Source organism: Microbispora sp. KK1-11, assembly GCF_006874435.1.
Classification (GTDB): domain Bacteria; phylum Actinomycetota; class Actinomycetes; order Streptosporangiales; family Streptosporangiaceae; genus Microbispora; species Microbispora catharanthi.
The window spans coordinates 79,259-95,856 of the sequence record NZ_VIRJ01000030.1; the positions used below are offsets into that span (position 1 = coordinate 79,259).

The following is a 16,598-nucleotide window of genomic DNA, read 5'->3' on the forward strand; positions in this document are numbered from 1 at the left end:
CGTACCTCACCGCCGGCCGGCACATGATCCGTAAGGCCGCGCTGCTGACATTGCTGACCGCCCTGCTCGCCTCCCCCGCGGGCATGGCCGGTACGGCTGCCGCAGCGCCTCCTCCGGGTCGTGTCGCGGCCGCGGCTCCGGCCGATCCGCTCCTCGTCAGCGAGATCACGCCGGAGGTCGTGCGCGTCGCCACCGCCCCCATCACGGTCTCGGGGACCGTCTCCGGCACGCCGGGGTCGTTCGTCCGGGTCGCCGTCCGCTACTCCCGGGACAGGCCGTTCGCCTCCCGCGCCGAGATGGCGGCCTACCTGTCGGAGCAGGGGTACGCCACCACCAACTGGAACACCAGGGTCCAGGCCACGGCGCTCGACCAATCGGGCAAGCTGCCCTTCCGGTTCACCGTGACCCCCGGGGAGCTGGGCATGCCCCGGCCCGGGGTCTATCCCTTCGAGATCGAGATGACGGACGCGGCGACCGGGCAGCGCCTCGGAATCGAGCGGACCTTCCTGACGTACGCCCCCAAGGGCGAGCAGATCCCCAAGGTCAAGCTGGCCGTCGCCCTGCCGATCGTGGACCGGCCCCACCGGGCCGACGACGCGACGTTCATGGACGACGACCTGTCCGCCTCGCTCACCTCAGGTCGCCTGGCGTCGCTGCTCCAGACGGCGCAGGACACCGGCGACGGGGTGACCTGGTTCGTCGACCCCGCCCTGCTCGACGACGTGCGCGTCCTTTCCTCCGGCACCAGGAGCGTGCGCGGCACGCGCAGGAACGCCGACCCGGCCGCGGGCCAGTGGCTGAACGGCCTGCGCAGCGCGCTGACGGACAAGACCGTCGTCGCCACGCCGTACGCCGACCCGGACGTGGCCGCGCTGGTCCACCACGGCCTCGACAAGCAGGCCGCGGCGTCCATCCAGCGCGGGGCGTCGCTCGCGACCGAACTGCTCGGCCGGGAGATCCACGGGACCACCGCGTGGCCGGCCGGCGGAAAGATCGACCGCGACGCGGTGGACGAACTGGCGATGTCGGGCGTGACGTCCGTGCTGCTGTCGGGGGACGCGCTGCCGCCGCGGGCCGCGGCGCAGGACACAGGGCAGGACGCGCTGCAGAACGCACAGTCCGTGCCCCCGCCCGCGCAGACCACTCCCGACGGAGCGGCCAGGCTCGACACCGTCGCGGACAACCCGCTCACCGCGCTGCTGGCCGACCCCACGCTCAGCGAGGTACTCGGCGGGAACGTGTCCGCCCCCGGCGCCGCGATGCTCGCGCGGCAGCGGTTCCTCGCCGAGACCGCGATGATCGCCTTCGAGCAGCAGACCCAGCAGACGGGCCAGGCCGGACAGACCGGCCAGACCGGGCAGGGCACGACGGCGAAGCCGGTCTCGCGCACGGTGATCGCGGCCCCCGAGTCCCACCTGTGGACCCCCGACCCGGCGTTCGTCTCCAGCCTCCTGCAGGCCGCCTCCAGCGCCCCCTGGCTGCGCATGACCTCGCTCGACTCGGTCAAGCCCGGCAGGGCCGGGGTGCCGCGCGCCGACCTGACGTACTCCGAGCACGACCGCCAGGCCGAACTGAGCCGCTCCTACCTCGCGACCGTACGCAAGCTGGAGCGCAAGGCCGACGCCGTGGCCACCGTCACCGAGGAGCACACGGACGTCTTCCACACGGCCATACTCCGGCTCGCCTCCGCCTCCTGGCGGGGCGACGGCAAGCGGGCGCTGTCCTTCGCCGGGCAGGTGCAGAAGGCGATCGACGAGCGCATCGACGACGTGTCCGTGCTCGACACCCCGCGCGCGGTCGCGGGAAGCAACGGCCAGGTCCCGGTCAGCGTGGCCAACAACCTGGACAAGGACATCGAGATCAAGATCCGGGTCACCTCGGGCAACAAGGCCCGGCTGGCCATCGACTGGGACAACGGCGTCTACACGACCCCCACCACCAAGATCCTCGCGGGCCGCAGCCAGCTCGTGAACGTGCCGGTGATCGTACGCAACGAGGGCGGCGACGCGAGCATCTCGGTGCAGTTGCTGACCGACGGGGACGAGAAGTACGGCAGCGCGGTGCGCGTCGTGGTGCGCGCGACGGGCTACACCGGCATCGCCCTCGTCATCGTGGGGGCGGCCGTGGTCATCATGCTGGCCGCCGTGGTGATGCGCATCCTGCGCCGCAGGTCGCGCAAGGCGTTCCCGTTCGACGGGCCGAGCGACGAGGACGGCCCGCCCGGCGACCGGCAGGGAGCCGTCCCGGCCGAGCGCACCCAGTCGCCGTAGTCTGGACCGCCGTACTCTGGACCACCCTGAAGTCCGGGACCACTGGAGGAAGGCGGCCACCCGATTCCGGCCGCCGTGAACCGAAGGACAACCATGAGCAGGATGCTGCGGGCCAGCGCGATCATGGCGGCCGGGACGATGGTCTCGCGGCTCACCGGCTTCGTCCGCACGGCGATGCTCGCCGCGGCCATCGGCACCGTCGCCCTCGGCGACGCCTACAACGCGGCCTACCAGATCCCCTACATCCTGCTCGACCTGCTGCTCCAGGGCGTCCTCAGCGCCGTGGTCGTGCCGGTGATCGTGCGGGCGCAGAAGCGGGATCCCGACGGAGGGCAGGCGTTCGAGCAGCGACTGATGACGCTGGCCGTGGTGGTGCTGACGGCCGTCGCGGTGATCGGCGTGCTACTGGCCCGGCCGATCATGGAGCTCTACACCGCCTCGAACTGGTCCGACGAAAAGGTGGCGGTGGCCACCACACTGGCCAGGTTCCTGCTCCCGCAGATCGCGTTCTTCGGGATCGGCTCGCTGGCCGGGGCGATCCTGAACACGCGGGACAGGTTCGCCGCGCCCATGTGGGCGCCGGTGCTCAACAACATCGTGGTCATGGGCGTCCTGGCCGCCTACTACGCCGTCGGGACGTCCGACATCGAGAAGGTGAGCGAGCGCGACCTCATGCTGCTCGGGCTCGGCACCACCGCGGGCATCGTGGCCCAGGCGCTGGTCCTGATCGTCGCGCTGCACCGGGTCGGCTTCCGGTTCCGCCCGCGGTTCGGGGTGCGCGACACCGGACTCGGGGAGGCGGCCAGGACCGCCGCGTGGACGTTCGCCTTCGTCGGCATCAACCAGATCGGGTTCTGGGTCACCACCAAGCTCGCCACCGGCGCGGGCGACCGGGCGCCGGGCGCCGGCAACAGCGCGTGGGCGTACGCGTTCCAGCTCTTCCAGCTCCCGTACGGGATCATCGCGGTATCGGTGATCACGGCGATGCTGCCCAGGATGAGCAGGCTCGTCGCGGACGGGGACTTCGCCACGGCCCGCGGGGAGTTCTCCTCCGGGGTGCGGCTGGTCTCCTCCGTCATCGTCCCTGCGGGGCTGCTGCTGATGGTGCTCGGCCCGGCGGTCACCACGCTGATCTTCTCGTGGGGCCACATGACGACGGCCAACGCGATCTACATCGGCCATGTCCTGCAGGTGTTCGGCGTCGCACTCGTGCCGTTCTCGATCTTCCAGCTCCTGCTGCGGGTCTTCTACAGCTTCAGCGACACCCGCACCCCCGCGATCATGGCGGGGGTGAACGTGGTCATCAACGCGTCGCTCAGCCTGATCGCCTACTTCACGCTCCCCGACCGGTACATCGTCATCGGACTGGCGTTCGCCTACCTGATCACGTACGTCGCGCTGACCGGGGTCGCGTGGGTGCTGGCGAGCCGGAAGATCGGCGGGCTCGGCGGCCGGGAGATCACCGCCGGCCTGGGCCGGATGTACGCGGCGGCGATCCCCGCCGCCGCGCTGGCGCTGGCGGTCCTGTGGCTGACCAGGGAGGTCACCTCGATCACCCCGGTCACCTCGGCCGTGGTGCTCGTGGTGGGCGGCGGCGCCGGGCTGCTGTTGTACATGCTGGCCGCGCACCGGCTGCGGGTGCCCGAGGTCCGCTCCATCATTGGACTTGTCGCAAGCCGGGTAGGACGGTAAGAGTCCTCAAGAACGACCGGCAACTGGAAGGTAACCCGAAAGTCCGATTCGGACGTCTTCGATCGGGAAGGCGGGCACAAGCGGCACGGCACTAGCATGGTGCGCCTGGGAGTGTTGAGACACACCCAGGGAACGTCCCGCAGAACTTGCCCTACCGATGGATTTCGGCCGGGCGGGCGACCGCGAGGCGGAGGAGGACCTGCGGCGGCGGCGCCGTGCGGGCCTGTTCCGGCCCCGCGGATGCTCGTCTCCGGGGTCTCGCCGACCCGGCGGTGCTCCGCTCGGCGACCACGGCAGGCAGGAGGTCTTAGGGGCGCGATCTGGAGTTTCGGACCGGCGAGCGGAAGCGGGAAGGCGTGGGCGGAACCACCCGGCATCGGCTGATGCATGCCGACGGGCCGCGGAGCGGGGCGGCCGCATGAGCATGTCCACGGTCGAACCGGGGACCCGGCTGGCGGATCGGTTCCGCCTGGAGGACAGAGTCCACGAGTCCAGCGGCGCGACCCTGTGGAAGGCCCTGGACGAGATCCTCGCCCGGCCGGTCGCGGTCCACACGTTCGCGCCCGACTTTCCCCGGGTCCAGGAGGTGGTCACCGCCGCCCGCCTGGCGAGCCGCCTGACCGACCCCCGCCTCACCCAGGTCTTCGACGCGGCCGACGAGGACGGCACGGCGTACGTCGTGAGCGAGTGGGTCAGCGGAGACTCGCTCCTCGACCTGCTGGAGAGCGGGCCCATCGAGCCGGAACGGGGCGCGGCGCTGGTCGCCGAGGCCGCCGAGGCCCTGGCGCACGCGCACGCGGCCGGGCTCACCCACCTGCACCTGACCCCCGGCCGCCTGGTCTGGACGAGCGGCGGCACGGTCAAGCTCCTCGGCCTCGCCGTCGACGCCGCGATCCTCGACCTGAGCAGCGAGGAGCCCGCCCGGGAGGACGCCGAGGGGCTGGGCCGCCTGCTCTACGCGGCGCTGACCGGCCACTGGCCCGGCGACTCCGACTGCGGGCTGCCCGCCGCGCCCCTGGACGACGGCAAGGTCTGCACGCCCCGGCAGGTCACCGCGGGAGTCCCCGGCTACCTGGACGCCATCACCTGCCGCGCGCTGCTGCAGGAGACGCGACGGGGGCAGCCGCCGCTGGCCACCCCGGCCGACGTGGCCGAGGCACTCGCCGAGGTGCCCCGCCCCGCGCCGGCGCCGGTCACCACCGCGCCGCCCGCGCTGAACCTGCGCAGCGAGGCGCCGGACGGACTCGGCATGTCCACCATGCCGCCCCGCATGCCGTCTCACCTGGCGCACCAGATGACGATGGCCCCTCCGCCGCCGCGCCCGCAGACCGGCGCCGCGAGCAAGGTCCTGCTGACCGTCATCGTCCTGCTCGTGATGGCGGCCGTCGGCGTGGGCGCCTGGACCGTGGGCAAGAACCTCGGCAACACCCCGAGAGGCGTGGCCCAGTCGGATTCCGCCGCGTCTCCCTCCCCCTCCCGCAAGCCGGTCACCGTCAAGCCGGTGAGCGCGACCGGGTTCGACCCCCTCGGTACCGACCGTGCGGAGAAGCCGGAGATCGCCCCGCTCGCCATCGACGGCAAGCCGTCCACCGACTGGCACACCGACAGCTACAGCACCGCCGACCTGGGACGGCTCAAGGACGGCGTCGGGCTCCTCCTCGACATGGGCAAGCCGGTCCCCGTCGCCGACGTGGTCGTCTCCCTGGGCGACGCGGGCGGCGCGACCGTGCAGCTCAAGGTGGGCGACGCGGCGGAGCTGTCCTCGCTCAAGACGGTGGCGGAGAAGAAGGGCGCGTCGGGTTCGGTGACGCTCACCCCGGAAAAGGCCACTACGGGTCAGTACGTTTTGATCTGGTTCACCCGGCTTCCCCCCTACAACGGGCAGTATCGTGGCACTATCTACGAAGTAACGGTGCATTCCCCCGGATCGGCATAGCAGGGACTTGTGAATTCCCCACCAGACAATCCCCCGACGGCTGAGCACGCGCGACGCGCGATGTCCGATGCCGATCTGCTGGCCCGCCACCTCGGCGGTGACCCTCACGCGTTCAGCGAGATCGTCAGGCGGCACCGCGACCGGATGTGGGCGGTCGCCCTGCGTACCCTCGGGGATCCCGACGAGGCCGCCGACGCGGTGCAGGACGCGTTCGTCTCGGCGTACCGGAAGGCGGGCAGCTTCCGCGGGGAAGCGGCGGTCACGACGTGGCTCCACCGCATCGTGGTCAACGCCTGCCTCGACCGCATGCGCCGCAAGTCGGTGCGCCCGGTCGCCGACGACGAGCTCATCGAGGCCGTGGAGCGCGAGGTCCCGGCGACCGACCAGGCGGGCGAGCGCGAGGTCTCCCTGGAGGTCACGGCGGCGCTCAAGCTGCTGCCGCCCGACCAGAGGGCGGCCCTCGTGCTGGTCGACATGATGGGGTACGGGGTGGACGACGCGGCGGCGGTGCTGGGCGTCCCGCCGGGCACCGTGAAGAGCCGCTGCGCACGGGGCCGCGCCAAACTCGCCCCGATTCTTTCGCATCTGCGGAACCGATCCGACCTCACTCGCGTCTCATCCGGGAAGGGAGCAGAACTTCGTGACGGGTGACACGCACTACGACCTGGAGGTTCTCGCCGAACTGGCAGAGGGTCTCCTCGACGACACGACGGCCCGGCGGGTCCGCGAGCATCTCGCGGTCTGCGACCCCTGCGGGGAGAGCCTTGCCGACCTGGCCGCGGTCCGCGAGGTCCTGGCGGCGATGCCGGTGCCGGCGATGCCTCTTGGCGTCGCCAGGCGCATCGACCAGGCGCTGGCCGCCGAGGCTCCGGACTGGGACCGCGTCCTGCGGGACGCCCCATGGGACGACGCTCCACAGGAGATCGCTCCGTGGGACAGCGCTCCATGGGACGACGTTCCGTGGGAGACGGCCGAGCCTCCGGTCGCGACCCCGGTGGGAACCACCGCGGAAGCCGCTGCGGAGACACACGCGGAGCCGGAGCGCGAGCCGGCGCCGGTGGCCGCTACGGCGGCTCCACTGGGCGTCGTCGCCGACGACGGGACGATCGTGCCGGCCAGGCGCCGATCCGGAACGCGTACGGCGGGCCGCAAGGCGTCCAGGCGGCGCACGTGGGCGCTGCCGGCGGCGGTCGCCGCGGCGGCGGCCGTCGTGATCGGGAGCGGCGGTCTCGCCACCGGCCTGCTCTCGTTCGGCGACTCGCCGTCCCAGCAGGTGGTGAGCCAGGGCGATCCCGGCCAGAGCCCGGCCAAGGTCGAGGCGCTGACCTACTCGACGTACGCCAGCGGCCACAACTACACCAGCCGGGAGCTGCGCGGGCCGCTGCTGGGTTACTTCGGCGTGGCGCCCGGCTCGGGCACCAACGACGACGAGGACCTCGACACCTGCGTCAAGCGGTTCTCGACCCAGCTCGACCGCACGCCGATCGGCGTCGACAAGGCCCTGTACAACGGCAACGAGGCCACGGTCATGGCGTTCTGGGAGGACAAGAGCAGCAACGCCGTCCGGGTGGTCGTGGTGGACTCGCAGTGCCACAAGTTACGGCCCGAGGTTCTGGCCTCCTGGAAGTGACCACTCGGCGCGAGCCGTACCATCAGCAGTGACGAAGCCCCCCGCGACCTCCGGGGGGCTTCGCCGTATCGGCGGACCGGCACCGGGAATGACCGGGGCCTAGGATCTGTTGACGGCACTGCATATCAACCGGGAGCGAAGAAGGCGGGTCCGTTGAGCGACGTTCGTAACGTGATCATCATCGGGTCGGGGCCGGCCGGCTACACGGCGGCCGTCTACACCGCGCGCGCGGACCTCAAGCCGCTCGTCTTCGAGGGGTCGGTCACCGCCGGCGGGGCGTTGATGAACACGACCGATGTGGAGAACTTCCCCGGGTTCCCCGACGGCATCATGGGCCCGGACCTCATGGACAACTTCCGCAAGCAGGCCGAGCGGTTCGGCGCCGAGCTGGTGGCCGACGACGTGGTCGAGGTGGACCTCGAGGCGAACCCGAAGGTCGTCAAGACCTACACCGACACCTACTACGCCAAGGCCGTGATCCTGGCCACCGGGTCGCGCTACCGCGAGCTCGGGCTGGAGAACGAGAAGCGGCTGTCGGGGCGTGGCGTGTCGTGGTGCGCCACCTGTGACGGGTTCTTCTTCCGCGACCAGGACATCGTGGTGGTCGGCGGCGGCGACACGGCGATGGAGGAGGCGATCTTCCTGACCCGGTTCGCGAAGTCGGTGACGGTGATCCACCGCCGCGACTCGCTGCGCGCCAGCAAGATCATGCAGGATCGGGCGTTCGCGAACGAGAAGATCCGCTTCGTCTGGGACAGCGAGATCGTCGACGTGCTCGGCGAGGAGCGGGTCTCCGGGGTGCGGGTGCGCAACGTCAAGACCGGCGAGGAGTCCGACCTGCCGGTGGGAGGCGTGTTCGTGGCGATCGGGCACGAGCCGCGCACCGACTTGCTCAAGGGCCAGGTCGATCTGGACGAGCAGGGGTACATCGTGGTCGATTCGCCGTCGACGCGGACGAACCTCGACGCGGTGTTCGCGGCCGGGGACGTCGTCGACCACATCTATCGTCAGGCGATCACGGCGGCCGGGACCGGATGTGCGGCGGCGCTGGACGCCGAGCGCTGGCTGACGCTGAACGCCTGAGTCCCGGCATCGGGAATGCGGGGACCGTCCCCGCGGTTGTCTGCACCGCCACACCACTCATGCAAGGGGAGAGATACCGTGGGCGCGATCAAGAGCGTGACGGACGCGAGCTTCGAGGCCGAGGTCCTCAAGAGCGACAAGCCGGTTCTGGTCGACTTCTGGGCCGAGTGGTGCGGTCCGTGCCGTCAGGTCGGGCCGATCCTCGAGGAGATCGCCGCCGAGAACGCCGACAAGCTGACCATCGTCAAGCTGAACATCGACGAGAACCCGGTCACGCCGCGGGACTACGGTGTGCTCCAGATTCCGACGATGAACGTCTACAAGGGTGGCGAGGTCGTCAAGCAGATCATCGGCGCCAAGCCGAAGGCCATGCTGCTGCGCGAGCTCGACGGCGTCATCTGACGCCGTTTCCGCCGGCACCACCCGAAGGGCCCCCCGTGCGTGCGGCGCGGGGGGCTCCCGCGTTCTCAGGTGGCGTGTGGGACGGCCGGAAGCCCCCTCAGACGGGCCGCAGGGCCCGCTCAGGGGACATCGACCCCAGCAGGCGCTCCAGCGCCACCTCGACGTCCTCACGCCACGACACGGCCGTCTTGAGCTCCAGCCGGAGCCGGGGGAAGCGCAGATGCGGGCGCACGGTCTTGAACCCGACCGACAGCAGATAGTCCGCGGGCAGCACGCAGCCGCCCGGCTGCTCCCACTTCAGGTCGCCGAACGCCTCGATCGCCCGTACGCCACGGCGGGTCAGGTCCTTGGCGACGCCCTGCACGAGCATCCGGCCCAGCCCCCCGCCGGTGAACTCCGGCACGATGTGCGCGGTCATCAGCAGCACGGCGTCCGAGCTGACCGGGGAGGTCGGGAACGCCACCGAGCGCGGGACGTACAACGGCGGGGCGTAGAGCACGAACCCGGCCGCCACACCGTCGACGTAGGCGATCTTCCCGCAGCTCCCCCATTCGAGAAGGGTCGCGGAGATCCACGCCTCCTTCTCCAGGGCCGGGTCGCCCGCCTCCACGGCTCGCTCGCCGCTGACGGGGTCGAGCTCCCAGAACACGCACCGCCGGCACCGGCGCGGCAGGTCATCGAGATTGTCGAGGGTGACATTGACCAGCCGACGCGACACGTGATGCCCCAATCCCCGTCAGGAGTCCTGCCAGAAAAGCGCGCGAATACGGCGTCTCCAGCTCGCATCGTAACTCAGCGGAAGGGCGGGAGCGGGTGCGCCACAACGTCCGCAGGCGACCATTAAAGGGGTTGGCCGGACCGAAACCAGTGGTGCGGGAATGCAAGAAAAGGGGCCCTTGATGGTCAATACCCTGTTGTGATCGGAGTGGCGCGTTACCGTACTCTGGATTTCTCGGCTACATGATCGGAGGTGGACCGTGGCACACGAGCTAGATCACGGTCGGACGAACGTGACCCACGGGTCGCGCATTGACGCCTACGTCGACAGGTACGCCGCCCGCGCTGCCGGGATGGTCGCCTCCGAGATCCGAGCTCTCTTCGCCGTCGCGTCGAGGCCCGAGGTGGTCTCACTCGCCGGCGGCATGCCGTACGTCAACGCGCTCCCCCTCGACCTCGTCAGCGAGCTCGTCGCCGACCTGGTCACCTCGCGCGGTTCCGTCGCCCTGCAGTACGGCTCCGGGCAGGGCGACCCCGCCCTGCGCGAGCAGATCTGCGAGGTCATGCGCCTGGAGGGCATCGAGGCGAACGCCGACGACGTGGTCGTCACTGTGGGTTCGCAGCAGGCTCTCGACCTCATCACCCGGATCTTCATCGACCCCGGCGACGTCGTGCTCGCCGAGGGACCCTCGTACGTCGGGGCGCTCGGAACGTTCAGCGCCTACCAGGCCAAGGTCGTGCACGTCGCCATGGACGACCAGGGCCTCATCCCCGAGGCTCTCGCCCAGACCGTCTACGCGCTCCAGGCGGCCGGCAACCGGATCAAGTTCCTCTACACGATCCCCAACTTCCAGAACCCGGCCGGCGTGACCATGAACGAGGTGCGCCGCCGCCAGGTGCTGGAGATCTGCCGCCGCGCCGGCGTCCTCGTGGTGGAGGACAACCCGTACGGCCTGCTCGGGTTCGACGGGGAGCCGATGCGGGCCCTGCGGGCCGACGACCCCGAGGGCGTCGTCTACCTCGGCTCGTTCTCCAAGACCCTCGCCCCCGGTTTCCGCGTGGGCTGGGCCCTCGCCCCCCACGCCGTACGCGACAAGCTGGTCCTCGCGATGGAGTCGGCGGTGCTGTCGCACTCGTCCTTCACCCAGCTCGCCGTCGGCCAGTATCTCGCCACCCAGCCGTGGCGCGAGCAGATCAAGTCGTTCCGTGAGCTGTACCGCGAGCGGCGTGACGCGCTCCTGGGCGCGCTCGATGTGCTCATGCCGCCCGGCTGCACGTGGACCCGCCCCGCCGGCGGGTTCTTCGTCTGGATGACGCTCCCTGAGGGGCTCAACTCCAAGGCGATCCTCCCCCGTGCGGTCGCCGAGCGGGTCGCGTTCGTGCCCGGCACCGGCTTCTACTCCGACGGCGGCGGCGCGCGGAACATGCGTCTGTCGTTCTGCTACCCGGAGCCCGACCGCATCAAGGAGGGCGTGCGCCGCCTGGCCGGTGTGATCGAGCAGGAGCTCAGGCTGCGGGACACGTTCGGCACGGGCTCCACGCCGGGGCACGCCGGCGTCGACACTCCCGGCCCGGATCTCGCCTAGACGGGGTACGGCCGCTGCCCCACATGACGGAGGAGCCGCCCATGGCACTGCTCATGGGCGGCTCCGGCACAAGTACGACCTTGTCTGAGACGTGACGCGGCGGCGCGGGCGGGGCACTAGCCTGTTCAGGCTGGCCGTACTGACTTCTCGAGGCGAGAAAGGCCCTCTTCGTGAGCGAGCGAACGATGACCCAAGGATCGCCCCCTGCGCGTCCGTGGAGGGGGACGCGACCCGGGCCAGGCGAGACGGACCACCGCTGGATCACAGCCGGTGCCGTGGTGGAGCACATCGGCGGTGAGGCGCCATGAGCGATCTGGGCCACGTGCTCATCCTCGCGGGAGGGCTCTCCTACGAGCGTGAGGTCTCCATCCGTTCGGGACGCCGCGTCGCGGAGGTGCTGCGGGCGGCCGGTGTCGACGTGGAAACGCGCGACGCCGACGCCACCCTCGTGCCCGCCGTACTGGCGGACCCGCCGGACGCGGTGTTCGTCACCCTGCACGGCGGCGCAGGAGAGGACGGCGCCATTCGCTCGGTGCTCGAACTTCTCGGCGTGCCCTACGTCGGGGCGACGCCGGACGCCTGCCGGGTCGCCTTCGACAAGCCCACGGCCAAGGCGGTCGTCCGCTCCTGGGGGCTGAACACGCCCGACTCGGTGGCGCTGCCCAAGGAGACGTTCCACGATCTCGGCGCCACGGCCGTGCTCGCCCGCATCATCGAGCGGCTCGGCCTGCCGCTCTTCGTCAAGCCCTCGCGCGGCGGTTCCGCGCTGGGCGCCTCCATGGTGCGCACGGCGGAGGAGTTGCCCGCCGCGATGGTCGGTTGCTTCGCCTACGGCGACACCGCGCTCATCGAGCAGTACGTCCAGGGCGTCGAGGTCGCGGTCTCCGTGGTGGATCTCGGCGACGGGCCGGTCGCCCTGCCGCCGGTGGAGATCGTGCCCGACCGAGGCGTGTACGACTACGCGGCCCGCTACACGGCCGGGCAGACGGAGTTCTTCGCCCCGGCCCGGCTCTCCCCCGAGGCCACCGAGGCGTGTGCGGGCATGGCGGTCGCCGCCCACACCGCGCTCGGCCTGCGGGACATCTCCCGCACCGACCTCATCGTCGACGCCGCCGGCAAGCCGTACTTCCTCGAGGTGAACGTGGCACCCGGCATGACGGAGACCTCTCTGCTGCCCATGGCCGCGGAGGCGGCGGGCCGCGATCTCGGCACGCTGTGCAAGGGACTCCTGGAGCTCGCCGCCATCCGAGGCTGATCCCGCCGCCGTTTCACGTGAAACAGCCCCCTCCAGGCTCGCCCGGAGGGGGCTGTTTCAACTCCCGAGGCCGATGCTCCCAGGTGTTCTGGGGGCCGAGAGGGTCCCTTGGCCGCTACGGTGACTGGCCCGGAAGGAACCTCCGGTCCTCGCGGCCCACTCCGCTCCACTCACGTGATTTCCTCGCAAGCTCGGAAGTTCCGCAGAGCCCGGTCTGGGCCTTCGCTGCGGGTTAACGCTCCCCTGCGCCCCGCTCCCTCGGTCCCCGGCGATCGTCGGTACAACAGCGCACCAGAGGCGCCTGACGGGCATGCCACGGCTGCGGCGCCTACAGAGACGGGCTCACTTCCAGGTGCCGTGCGTCTGCGCGGCCTTCCGGAGAGGCGCCTGGTGCCAGACGGAAGATGACGGAGGCGAGGTCCGGTCACCGTGGCTCCGCCCGTGGCGGCTCACCCGCAGCACCAGCAGACCGCGACCCGGCCGCACCGCCGCCCCTCCCCCGGCAACGACGGGAGCGCCAGGAGTGTCCGACCTCGGGTGGGTGGAAGACGAGCGCGTAGGTCGGCACCGGCCCCGGCCGCATCCGCCCCCTTCAAACGGCCGGGGGCGTTCACGCAACTGGCGGCGAGTGAACCGGATGCGAACGTGGCCGCAGCGGGACAAGCAATCGGCCCGGCACCCCCTATAAGGAGGCCCCAGGCGCGATGTTTCACGTGAAACCTGCGGCAGATCGCGTGTGCTACCGCAGTATCTGTGGTTACTCCGCCGCGATGCCCCTGCTTCGCATCGCGTGAGCGGCCTCCGGCGCCATCGTGTCGATGATGCGCTCCAGGTCGTCGATCGTGGAGAACTCGACCACGATGCGCCCCTTCCGGCTGCCGAGATCGACCTTCACCTTCGTCTCGAAGTGGTCCGAGAGCTGCGACGCCAGCTCGCGCAGTGCTGGAGCGGTCGGCTTCTTCGCCCGGGGCTTGCGTGGAGCCGGCCCCGCGGTCGCCTCGCCCAGAGCCACGATCTCCTCGACGGTCCGGACCGACAGTCCCTCGGCCACGATTCGGGTCGCCAGGTGCTCCTGGGCGGCGGGGTCGGTCAGCGCCAGCAGCGCCCGCGCATGCCCGGCGCTGATGACCCCGGCCGCCACCCGGCGCTGCACCTCGGGCGGAAGGTTCAGCAGTCGCAGCGTGTTGCTGATGTGCGAGCGCGACCGTCCGACCTTCCTGGCGAGCACCTCATGGGTGGCCCCGAAGTCGTCCAGAAGCTGCTGGTAGGCCGCCGCCTCTTCCAGCGCATTCAGCTGCTCCCTCTGGAGGTTCTCGATGAGCGCCTCACGGAGCATCTCGTCGTCCTGGGTGCTCCGGACGATCGCGGGGATGCGGTCCAGCCCGGCGATCTGCGAGGCGCGCCACCTCCGCTCCCCCATGATGAGCTCGAAGCGGCCGTCCTCCACGGCGCGGACGACGACCGGCTGCAGCAGGCCGACCTCCTTGATGGACGCCGCGAGCTCGTCGAGCCGGTCCTCGTCGAACACCTCCCGCGGCTGCCGCGGGTTCCGGGAGATGGAGTCGACCTCGATCTCCTGGAAGTAGGCGCCCTCCACTGGACGCAGGCCCACCCTGTCCGTCCCCGCTCCGTCCGTCCCCGGCGCGGCCGACGGCGGACCGGCAGGCGGAACGCTCGCCACGGACGCCGGATCGACGATCGGTCCCGTGGGGATCAAAGCCCCAAGACCCTTGCCCAGTCCCCGACGCTGCTGGCTCACCGCTGCTCCTTCATACCCGCACAGAAGGCGGTGCCCAGCGACTCGGGGTCACTGGGCACCGGCACGCACACACCAGGAGAGAGTACCGCTGCGAAGCCCTGCCATGAGTCTCCGCGCATCCCGCCGTGCACAATCCCGCCGCCGGACCCCGGCGCGTGGCCGGGCGTAAGGAGCGGAGCGGGCTTCGCGAGGACCGGAGCTCTTGCCCGGCGCAGTGACGCCCCGACAAGCGTCCCACAGCCGTGAACACCCCGAAGGCACGGCGGCACGGCGCACGTCCGGAGCGCCGTCCGGCTCGGTCAGGCGCCGGCGAGGGCCGCCGCCCGATAGGCGATCTCGCGAGCGGCGCCCATGTATGCCAGTGCCCCGCTCGATCCCGGGTCGTACGTCATGACCGACTGGCCGTAGCTGGGCGCCTCGGAGACGCGGACGCTCCTGGGGATGACGGCGTCGAGCACGGTGTCGCCGAAGTGGGAGCGCACCTCCTCGGCCACCTGGGAGGCGAGGCGGGTCCGGCCGTCGTACATCGTGAGCAGGATGGTCGAGACCGCCAGCGTCTGGTTGAGGTGCGCGCGCACCAGTTCCACGTTCTGCAGGAGCTGAGTGAGGCCCTCCAGGGCGTAGTACTCGCACTGGATAGGAATCAGCACCTCCTGGGTCGCCGCCATGGCGTTCACGGTCAGCAGGCCCAGCGATGGCGGGCAGTCGATGAGGATGTAGTCGAACTCCATCGAGTCGAACGAGGCGAGTGCTCGCCGCAGGCGGGTCTCCCGGCCGACCATCGGAACCAGCTCGATCTCCGCGCCAGCGAGGTCGAGCGTGGCGGGAGCACAGTACAGATTGGGCATGTCGGGGACCGGCTTCACGATCTGCGACAGCGGCATGTCGTCCACGAGGACCTGGTACACCGACGGCATCCCCGACCGGTGTTCCGTCGCCAACGCCGTGGACGCGTTGCCCTGCGGGTCGAGATCGACCACGAGAACGCGCTGGTCGTGCATGGACAGCGCCGCCGCGAGATTGACGGCCGTGGTGGTCTTCCCCACGCCGCCCTTCTGGTTGGCCACCGTCATCACGCGACACCGGGAAGGCCGGGGCCAGGCCCCCTCGTCGCGCGTCGAGTAACCGACGGAAGGCGCAGCCGCCTGCGGGGGCGCGGCGGCTGTTTCACGTGAAACCACAGAACTCAGTGCCTCTCGTACCAGCGGCGAATCGCCAGAGTTAAGGGGGGTCTGGGACACGGTCGTCGTCCTTTCGACCGGCGAGACAGGGGGACGAGGCCAGCCCACCCCGGAGGACCGGCCTGCTGTCGCGATCTCCCAGCGTAGGGGGAGCCGAGTCTCCGGCCAACCCAGGCCCGCTGTCACACCGCCTGATCCGGCGTCCGCCACCGGCTCACCTCTTTCGTCGCCTCCGCGTGTCCGTCGTTCGCGGAGACCGTCCGGCGACGACGCGAACGAGGGTCGCGGGCGGCTCGACCTTACCGCGCCCCACTGTGACCAGCTCGACGTGCCGCACGCCGAACGACTCCAACTGGGGGCGAGCCGCGTCCAATTCCTCCTGTGCCCGCTCCCCCTTCATCGCGAGCAACTCCCCGCCCTCGTGCAGCAGCGGCATCGACCACGACAGCAGCCGGTCGAGCGGCGCGACCGCCCGCGCCGTCGCCACGTCGAAGAGGCGCTTGCGCGCGAGCTCCTCGGCCCGCCCGCGCAGCACCTCCACGTTGTCGAGCTTGAGCGTCTCGACGCACTCGGACAGGAACACGGTGCGGCGCAGCAGCGGCTCCAGCAGCGTCACCGTCACATCGGGGCGCACGATCGCGAGCACGAGCCCGGGCAGCCCGGCACCTGAGCCGATGTCGACCAGAGTCGAGTCCGGCGGGACCGCCTCCTCCAGGACCGCACAGTTCAACAGGTGCCGATCCCAGATGCGGGGCACCTCACGCGGCCCCAGCAGTCCCCGCACCACGCCCGGCCCGGCGAGCAACTCGGCGAACACCCGGGCCCGCTCCAACGCCTCACCGGTGAAAATCTCCCGGGCCACCGGGGGCGCCTCGGGCAGCTCGTTGCTCTCCGTCATCACTCACTCATCCAGGAACGCTCTCGGCCAAGGGTAACCGTCCTTTCCCCCCGGCGACGGCCGGCCGTACATCCGGCGGCCGTCGGCCGTGCGTGCCGGCCGAAGGGGCAGGGCGAGGAAGGGACGTACAGGACGGAAAAGCCGCCGGTCCCGGATGTGGGACCGGCGGCTTCCCCGCGTCGGAACTGT

Annotated in this window: 13 protein-coding genes; 9 read left to right on the top strand and 4 right to left on the bottom strand. The window is 70.8% G+C overall.

Annotation, left to right across the window (positions count from 1 at the left end; genetic code table 11):
- Positions 1–23 precede the first annotated feature (23 nt).
- The 7 genes from FLW16_RS33295 to trxA all read left to right on the top strand — a co-directional run bounded on the left by FLW16_RS33295 (position 24) and on the right by trxA (position 9,013).
- Positions 24–2,270, top strand: a complete 2,247-nt coding sequence (locus FLW16_RS33295; RefSeq protein ID WP_142564172.1) for a hypothetical protein — start codon at positions 24–26, stop codon at positions 2,268–2,270.
- 93 nt (positions 2,271–2,363) lie between these two features.
- Positions 2,364–3,962 (top strand): murein biosynthesis integral membrane protein MurJ, encoded by a 1,599-nt coding sequence (gene murJ / locus FLW16_RS33300; protein ID WP_142564174.1) that lies wholly within the window; start codon positions 2,364–2,366, stop codon positions 3,960–3,962.
- A gap of 418 nt (positions 3,963–4,380) precedes the next feature.
- On the top strand, positions 4,381–5,898 hold the full coding sequence (locus FLW16_RS33305; protein WP_142564175.1) for a protein kinase family protein: 1,518 nt from the start codon (positions 4,381–4,383) through the stop codon (positions 5,896–5,898).
- A gap of 60 nt (positions 5,899–5,958) precedes the next feature.
- Positions 5,959–6,549: an RNA polymerase sigma factor SigM gene (sigM, locus tag FLW16_RS33310; RefSeq protein WP_142564177.1), complete on the top strand. Its 591-nt coding sequence runs from the start codon at positions 5,959–5,961 to the stop codon at positions 6,547–6,549.
- Entirely contained in the window at positions 6,539–7,528 is a 990-nt protein-coding gene (locus FLW16_RS33315) for an anti-sigma factor (RefSeq protein ID WP_185949704.1), read from the top strand. The genes sigM and FLW16_RS33315 overlap by 11 nt, the downstream gene beginning before the upstream one ends.
- Before the next feature lie 153 nt (positions 7,529–7,681).
- Positions 7,682–8,611 (top strand): thioredoxin-disulfide reductase, encoded by a 930-nt coding sequence (trxB, locus tag FLW16_RS33320; RefSeq protein WP_142564181.1) that lies wholly within the window; start codon positions 7,682–7,684, stop codon positions 8,609–8,611.
- A 78-nt stretch (positions 8,612–8,689) separates the two neighbouring features.
- On the top strand, positions 8,690–9,013 hold the full coding sequence (trxA, locus tag FLW16_RS33325) for a thioredoxin (protein ID WP_030508599.1): 324 nt from the start codon (positions 8,690–8,692) through the stop codon (positions 9,011–9,013).
- 97 nt (positions 9,014–9,110) lie between these two features.
- Here trxA and FLW16_RS33330 read toward each other — a convergent pair whose 3' ends face one another.
- Positions 9,111–9,731, bottom strand: coding sequence for a GNAT family N-acetyltransferase (locus tag FLW16_RS33330; protein WP_139575468.1), 621 nt, complete (start codon positions 9,729–9,731; stop codon positions 9,111–9,113).
- A gap of 352 nt (positions 9,732–10,083) precedes the next feature.
- Here FLW16_RS33330 and FLW16_RS33335 point away from each other — a divergent pair, with 352 nt between their 5' ends.
- Positions 10,084–11,316: a PLP-dependent aminotransferase family protein gene (locus FLW16_RS33335; RefSeq protein ID WP_142564250.1), complete on the top strand. Its 1,233-nt coding sequence runs from the start codon at positions 10,084–10,086 to the stop codon at positions 11,314–11,316.
- Positions 11,317–11,620: 304 nt separating this feature from the next.
- On the top strand, positions 11,621–12,571 hold the full coding sequence (locus tag FLW16_RS33340; RefSeq protein WP_142564183.1) for a D-alanine--D-alanine ligase: 951 nt from the start codon (positions 11,621–11,623) through the stop codon (positions 12,569–12,571).
- A gap of 757 nt (positions 12,572–13,328) precedes the next feature.
- Here the strand turns inward: FLW16_RS33340 and FLW16_RS33345 are convergent.
- The 3 genes from FLW16_RS33345 to rsmG form a co-directional block, all read right to left on the bottom strand.
- Positions 13,329–14,330, bottom strand: coding sequence for a ParB/RepB/Spo0J family partition protein (locus FLW16_RS33345; RefSeq protein ID WP_142564185.1), 1,002 nt, complete (start codon positions 14,328–14,330; stop codon positions 13,329–13,331).
- 299 nt (positions 14,331–14,629) lie between these two features.
- On the bottom strand, positions 14,630–15,403 hold the full coding sequence (locus FLW16_RS33350) for a ParA family protein (RefSeq protein ID WP_142564187.1): 774 nt from the start codon (positions 15,401–15,403) through the stop codon (positions 14,630–14,632).
- 322 nt (positions 15,404–15,725) lie between these two features.
- Positions 15,726–16,409, bottom strand: a complete 684-nt coding sequence (gene rsmG / locus FLW16_RS33355; RefSeq protein ID WP_142564189.1) for a 16S rRNA (guanine(527)-N(7))-methyltransferase RsmG — start codon at positions 16,407–16,409, stop codon at positions 15,726–15,728.
- Between the last annotated feature and the right edge of the window lie 189 nt (positions 16,410–16,598).

Coding starts and splice junctions, on each gene's coding strand:
- FLW16_RS33295 (WP_142564172.1), top strand. CDS start 24: ATGATCCGTAAGGCCGCGCTGCTGACATTGCTGACCGCCCTGCTCGCC.
- sigM (WP_142564177.1), top strand. CDS start 5,959: ATGTCCGATGCCGATCTGCTGGCCCGCCACCTCGGCGGTGACCCTCAC.
- FLW16_RS33340 (WP_142564183.1), top strand. CDS start 11,621: ATGAGCGATCTGGGCCACGTGCTCATCCTCGCGGGAGGGCTCTCCTAC.
- FLW16_RS33335 (WP_142564250.1), top strand. CDS start 10,084: ATGGTCGCCTCCGAGATCCGAGCTCTCTTCGCCGTCGCGTCGAGGCCC.
- murJ (WP_142564174.1), top strand. CDS start 2,364: ATGAGCAGGATGCTGCGGGCCAGCGCGATCATGGCGGCCGGGACGATG.
- FLW16_RS33350 (WP_142564187.1), bottom strand. CDS start 15,403: ATGACGGTGGCCAACCAGAAGGGCGGCGTGGGGAAGACCACCACGGCC.
- FLW16_RS33305 (WP_142564175.1), top strand. CDS start 4,381: ATGAGCATGTCCACGGTCGAACCGGGGACCCGGCTGGCGGATCGGTTC.
- rsmG (WP_142564189.1), bottom strand. CDS start 16,409: ATGACGGAGAGCAACGAGCTGCCCGAGGCGCCCCCGGTGGCCCGGGAG.